Consider the following 6511-nt stretch of genomic DNA (forward strand, 5'->3'; position numbering starts at 1 on the left):
GGGCCTGCCGCGGCTTGCATGGCAGACGAGACATCCTCGTGCCCAAGCGTCTCGCGCCCGGTCTCGCGGGCGAGCGCGCCGAGGTCGACCCCTTCGCGGGCGGCGCGGGCGCGCACCGAGGGGCTGGCGATATAGGGCGTGTCGCGGCGTGTCATGCGGCTCACCAGGCTGTCGAGATATACTGCGTTTCCATGAACTCGAGCAGGCCCTCATGCCCGCCCTCGCGGCCCAGCCCCGATTGCTTGACGCCGCCAAAGGGTGCCGCCGGGTCGGAGACGAGGCCGCGGTTGAGCCCGACCATGCCGAACTCGAGTTGTTCGCTCACCCGCAGGCCGCGCCCCAGGTCGCGGGTGAAGACATAGGCGACCAGGCCGTATTCGGTGTCATTGGCCTTTGCGATGACCTCGGCCTCGTCCGAAAACGCCTGGATCGCGGCGACGGGGCCGAAGATCTCGTCAGCGACGCAATCGGCATCCTCGGGCACGCGCGCCAGCACCGTGGGCGGGTAGAAGAAGCCCGGCCCGTTGGGCCGCTGCCCGCCCAGGCGCAGTTCGGCGCCGCGCGCCACCGCGTCATCGACGAAGGCTGCGACCTTGTCGCGGGTCTCGGCATTGACCAGCGGGCCGACATCGATGCCCTCCTCGAGCCCGTTGCCCATCTTCAGCGCGGCCATGGCCGCGGTGAAGCGCTCGGTGAAACTCTCGAGCACGCTCTCGTGCACATAGAAGCGGTTGGCGGCGGTGCAGGCCTCGCCGAGGTTGCGCATCTTGGCCTGCATGGCGCCCTCGACGGCCTGGTCGATATCGGCATCCTCGAACACGATCAGCGGCGCGTTGCCGCCCAGCTCCATCGCGGGCTTGAGCACCTGGTCGGCGGCGCCCTTCAGCAGCTTGCGCCCGACTTCGGTCGAGCCGGTGAAGGAGACCACGCGCACCCGCGGGTCGTGCAGCATGGCATCGACCAGGCTGCCGGCGCTGCGCGAGGGCAGCACATTGACCACGCCGGGCGGCACGCCGGCCTCTTCGAGAAGCGGCATCAGCGCGAGCATGGTGAGCGGCGTTTCCGAGGCGGGCTTGATCACCACCGGGCAGCCGGCGGCCAAGGCCGGCGCGATCTTGCGCGTGCCCATGGCGGCGGGGTAGTTCCAGGGCGTGACCAGCACGGCGATGCCGGCGGGTTTCTGATGCACCAGGATGCGCGCGCCCGAGGCCGGCGCCGGCATCAGGTTGCCATGGGCGCGCACGCCCTCTTCGGCGAACCAGCGGAAGAACTCGGCGGCATAGGCGGCCTCGCCCATGGCGTCGGCGCGGGCCTTGCCGTTTTCCAGGGTGATCAGGCGGGCGAACGCGTCGAGCCGCGCGGTCATCAGCTCGAACGCCCGGCGCAGCACTTCGGCGCGCGCGCGCGGGCTGCGCCCGGCCCAGTCGGCGAAGGCGGCCTCGGCGGCGTCGATGGCGGCTATGGCATCTTCAGGGGTGGCCGAGGCGACCGAGGCCAGCACGCTCTCATCGGCGGGGTTGAGCACGTCGAAGCGCTCGGCCCCGCTGCCCGGACGCCACTGGCCGTTGATGTAGAGATCGGTGTGCTGCATGGGTTCGGACCTTTTCGGGGTTTGGGCTTTCTGGTTCAAAGCAGATGGCGCAGCGGCTCTTCGAGCCGCCCGGCGAAGCCGTCGAGCAGGGCGATCGCCGCATCCTCGGGCAGCGTGCCCGGGGCGAAGGTGAGGGTGACGCGCAGCTGGCCTTGCGGCGCGGTCGTGAGCGTGAGCACCGGCACCGCCCCGTCACGGGCAAGCCGCGCACCACTCAGCCGCGTGGCGGTGAGATCGCGCAGGATCAGGTCGGGCGCGGCCCTGGCAGGGGCGGGCTCGGTGGGGGCGGCGCGGGCCAACCCGGCGAGGTCGGGGTCACGATAGAGCGCGCCCGCGGCGGGGGGGCAGGCGATCTGGACATGCAGCGCCGCCGCTTCGGCGGATTCGTCGCCCTGAGCCTGGCCCGCATCGACCGCACCGCGCAGCGCGCCCGCGGCGAAACCGGCCAGCACGGCCGCGCGCGAGGCAGTGGCGCCGGTCTCTTCCTCCAGCCAGTCCAGCAGGTCGCCCAGCGGCGCGGCGGGGGCCTCGGCCTCGAGCAGGTCGCGCCCGCCTGCCATCCTGCTGCCCGCCATCGTGCCGCCTGCCGCCTCGGTCTGCCCGGCGGTGCCGGCCATGGCCGTCTCGGGCCCGGCCTGTTCGAGCGTCTCCAGATCGGCCACATGATAGGGCTGCGCCACGCCCATGCGCACCAGCCGGGACAGGTCGAGCCCGCGCTCGCGCGCCAGCCGGCGCGCCTTGGGCGAGGCGAGGATGCGACCGTCGGCGCGGGCAGGCGTCTCCTTGCCGGGTGCGGCTGCGGCGGGCCTGCCGGTCTCGGAGGGCGTCGCGCCCCCCTCGGCCGCCCCGCCGGGGGCGGGGGTCGAATCAGGGGCGGGGGTCGTGTCGGGTGCCGCGGGCGTATCGGGGGCCTCGCCCAGGGCGCGCACCAGCGGCGTGGCGGGGGGCGCGTCGGCGATCACCGCGATGGTCCGGCCTACCGGCACCTCGTCGCCCGGCGCGGCCAGCACCGCGGCCAGGTATCCGTCCTGGCCGGCCTCGACCTCCATGGAGGCCTTGTCGGTCTCCACCTCGAAGAGCGGCTCGCCGGCCTTCACCGCCGCGCCGGGTTCTTTCAGCCAGCCCAGCAGCACGCCCGTGTCCTGGGCCATGCCGAGCGCGGGCATGATCACCGCCGTGCCCGCGGGCAGCGCACCGTCGCCTGCATCACCGCCCTCGGTGGGCGCATCGCCGCCCACATCACCGCCGCCCGCACCATCACCGGTGCCAGCGGCTTCGGCCGCTTCGGCGCTTTCGGCGATATGGGCGATCACCGCGCCCACGGCGACCTCGTCGCCAGCAACGTAGCGCGGCGTCGACAGCCAGCCATCGGCCTGCGCCTCGACTTCCATCGTGGCCTTGTCGGTCTCCACCTCGAAGAGCGGCTCGCCGGCCTTCACCGCCGCGCCCGGCGCCTTCAGCCAGGACACGATCACGCCGCTGTCCTGGGCCATGCCGAGCGCGGGCATGATCACCTCATGCGCCATCGAAAAGCTCCCCGCGCAGCATCTTGCGCGCCTTCTCGGCCACGCCCTCGGGGGTGGGCACGGTCAGATCCTCCAGCGCGGGGCTGAACGGCACCGGCACATCCATCGCCCCCATCCGCACCACCGGCGCATCGAGGTGGTAAAATGCCTTCTCGCCGATCCGGCTCGCGATCTCGCCGGTGATGCCATAGCTCTGGTGGCCCTCGTCGATCACCATGGCGCGCGAGGTCTTGCGCACCGAGTTCAGGATCGTCGCCTCGTCGAGCGGCACGATGGTGCGCGGGTCGATCACCTCGACCGATATGCCCTCGCCCTCGAGCGCGTGCGCCGCCGCCAGCGCCACCTGCACCATCGACGAGGTCGCCACCATGGTCAGATCGCGGCCCTCGCGCACCACATTGGCCTGGCCGAAGGGGATCAGATACTCCTCCTCCGGGACCGGGGCCTTCTCCTGGTACATCAGCTTGTCCTCGAAGATCACCACCGGGTTGTCGTCGCGAATGGCGGTCTTCATCAGCCCCTTGGCCTCGTAGGCCGAGGAGGGCATGGCCACCTTCAGCCCCGGAATATGGGCCACCAGCGCATGCAGCGACTGGCTGTGCTGCGCCGCCGAGCGCCGCGTCGCGCCCAGATTGGTGCGCAGCACCAAGGGCACCTTGAGCTTGCCGCCCGACATGTAATGGGTCTTGGCCGCCTGGTTGCACAGCTGGTCCATCACCAGAAACAGGAAATCGCCGAACATCAGATCGACGATGGGGCGCGAGCCGGTCATCGCCGCCCCCACCGCGACCCCCATGAAGCCCGGCTCGGAAATCGGCGTGTCGATGACGCGCTCGGTGCCGAACTCCTCGACCAGACCGGAAAGCACCTTGAAGGGCGTGCCCGCCTCGGCCACATCCTCGCCGATCAGAAAGATCGTGGGGTCGCGCCGCATCTCTTCGGCGATGGCCTCGTTGACGGCCTTTGACAGCGTGATCTCGCGCATTCGTTCTTCCTCAGGCCGCGGTTTCGACAAAGACATGCATGTCCACCTCGGAGACGTCCGGGTAGGGCGCCTCCAGCGCATGGGCCACGGCGGCCTCGGCATCGGCCTTGACCTCGGCGGCCATCCCGGCCAGCTCGTCCTGCGCGGCCACGCCCTCCGCGACCAGCCAGCGCGCGAAATTGGTGATCGGGTCGCGCTCGGCCTTCCAGCGGGCCTCTTCGTCCTTGCTGCGGTAATAGTCGCGGTTGATGTCGCCGACATGGTGGCCGTGATAGCGATAGGTCTCCAGCTCGATGAAGAACGGCCCCTCGCCCTTGCGCGCCCGCGCGACCAGCCGCCCGGCCAGCTCGTTGACTGCCAGCACATCCTGGCCGTCGACGCTGAAGGCCTCGATCCCGAAGGCCTCGGCCCGTGCGATGAGCGAGCCCGCGGCGATCTCGGCGGTTTTGGTGTATTCCGAATAGCCGTTGTTCTCGCAGGCATAGATCACCGGCAGCTTCCACAGCGCCGCCATGTTCATCACCTCGTACATCAGCCCCTGCGCAGTGGCGCCATCGCCGAAGAAACACACCGCCACATCGTCGCGCCCCAGCCGCCTGGCCGAAAGTGCTGCCCCCGTGGCAATCCCCATCGAGCCGCCGACAATGGCATTGGCGCCCAGATTGCCGTTCGACTGGTCGGCGATATGCATCGAGCCGCCCTTGCCCCGGCAATAGCCTTCCGCCTTGCCCAGAAGCTCGCAGAACATCTCGCGAAACTCCGCGCCCTTGGCCACGCAATGGCCGTGCCCGCGATGGGTCGAGGTGATCTTGTCCTCAGGCGTCAGTGCCTCGCAGATCCCCACCGCGACCGCCTCCTGGCCCGAATACATATGCGTCAGCCCCGGCATCTTGGCCGACAGGTAAAGCTGGTTGGCCTGGTCCTCGAAGGCGCGGATGCGCAGCATCTGGCGATACATCCGCAGATAGGCGCCGCTGTTGTCGGATGCCTTCCGCGCGGGCGCCTTGCCCGCGGTTGCGCTGGTCTTGCCGGCCTTGGCCATTGCGTCCCTCCCGCAAGAACAAGGGCGCCCGGCCCCTGCCTTCTTCCTGGTCAAAATATCCCCGCCGGAGGCATCGCGCCCCGGCGGGGGCGCGATCAATAGCGGTTGGCGATCGGCAGCTCCTCGGCCGGAAACAGGCTGATCACCTCGACCCCGGTGTCGGTCACCACCACCTCTTCCTCGATCCGCGCCGCCGAATAGCCATCTGCCGCCGGGCAATAGGTCTCCAGTGCGAAGACCATGCCGGTCTGGATCTCCATCGGATGCTCCAGGCTGACCGCGCGCGAGATGATCGGCCGCTCGTGCAGCGCCAGCCCCAGCCCGTGGCCGAATTGCAGCCCGAAGGCCGCATCCTCATTGGGAAAGCCGAACTCCTCGGCCTTGGGCCAGACCGCGGCCACCTTGTCGGTGGTCACGCCCGGCTTGATCATCGCGATCGAGGCGTCGATCCATTCGCGCGCCTTGACATAGGCGTCATGCTGCGCCGGCGTCGCACGGCCGATGTTGAAGGTGCGATAGTAGCAGGTCCGGTAGCCCTGGTAGGACTGCAGGATGTCGAAGAACGCCTGGTCGCCGGGGCGGAAATAGCGGTCGGTGAAATTGTGCGGATGCGGGTTGCAGCGCTCGCCCGAGATCGCGTTGATCGCCTCGACATCGTCCGAGCCCATCTCGTAGAGCATCTTGTTCGACAGCGCCACGATGTCGTTCTCGCGGATGCCCGGCTTCAGCTCCTCGTAGATCATGTGATAGACGCCATCGACCATGCTGGCGGCCTGGGTCAGAAGCTGGATCTCGTCCCAGTTCTTGATCTCGCGCGCGGCCAGCATGATCTGCTGGCCGTCGACCACATTCAGCCCTTCCTCCTGCAGCGCGTGGAACATCGCCGTCTCGGCATAATCCACGCCCACCGGCATGTCGCCCATGCCCGCATCGCGGATCAGCCCCGCGATCTCGCGCGCATATTTGCGCATCAGGCCGAACTCGGGCGGAATGGTCCCGCGCATCCCCACCACGCCGGCGCGGCAATGATCGGGCACCAGCCAGTCGCTAAACTTCTTGTGGTGCATCGCCGCCGAGCCGAAATCCCACACATAGGGCGCATCATCCCCCGTCAGCAGGCAGAAACGGCACATCTTGTCGCGCTCCCACTCGCCGATCTTGGTCGCCGAGACATAGCGGATGTTGTTCACATCAAACAACAAAAGCGTCCCCGCCTGGCTCGCCTGCAGGGCCTGACGCGTCCGCGCCAGACGGTAACGGCGCAAACGATCATGGTCGATCCGGCGCTCGAAATCCACCGAGGTATGACCCCAGGCCGGCAAACGACCCTCCCAACGCCAATCCGGCTCAAGATCCTGAGGGGTCAA

General features: G+C 69.1%; 5 protein-coding genes. All 5 read right to left on the minus strand.

The features are described 5' to 3' along the window. Positions 1 to 160: 160 nt before the first annotated feature. Complete coding sequence (locus DQ229_RS11070; protein WP_114966345.1) at positions 161 to 1591, minus strand: NAD-dependent succinate-semialdehyde dehydrogenase; 1431 nt, start codon at positions 1589 to 1591, stop codon at positions 161 to 163. A gap of 35 nt (positions 1592 to 1626) precedes the next feature. Further along, positions 1627 to 3117: a biotin/lipoyl-containing protein gene (locus tag DQ229_RS11075; RefSeq protein ID WP_114966346.1), complete on the minus strand. Its 1491-nt coding sequence runs from the start codon at positions 3115 to 3117 to the stop codon at positions 1627 to 1629. Beyond that, complete coding sequence (locus DQ229_RS11080; RefSeq protein ID WP_114966347.1) at positions 3107 to 4102, minus strand: alpha-ketoacid dehydrogenase subunit beta; 996 nt, start codon at positions 4100 to 4102, stop codon at positions 3107 to 3109. The genes DQ229_RS11075 and DQ229_RS11080 overlap by 11 nt, the downstream gene beginning before the upstream one ends. Before the next feature lie 10 nt (positions 4103 to 4112). Beyond that, positions 4113 to 5060, minus strand: coding sequence for a thiamine pyrophosphate-dependent dehydrogenase E1 component subunit alpha (locus DQ229_RS11085; RefSeq protein ID WP_238381042.1), 948 nt, complete (start codon positions 5058 to 5060; stop codon positions 4113 to 4115). 179 nt (positions 5061 to 5239) lie between these two features. Next, on the minus strand, positions 5240 to 6511 hold a 1272-nt coding region (locus tag DQ229_RS11090), incomplete at its 5' end, for a M24 family metallopeptidase (protein WP_155326499.1).

The sequence above is a fragment of the Alkalilacustris brevis genome (assembly GCF_003350345.1).
In the GTDB taxonomy this organism is placed as follows: Bacteria; Pseudomonadota; Alphaproteobacteria; order Rhodobacterales; family Rhodobacteraceae; genus Alkalilacustris; species Alkalilacustris brevis.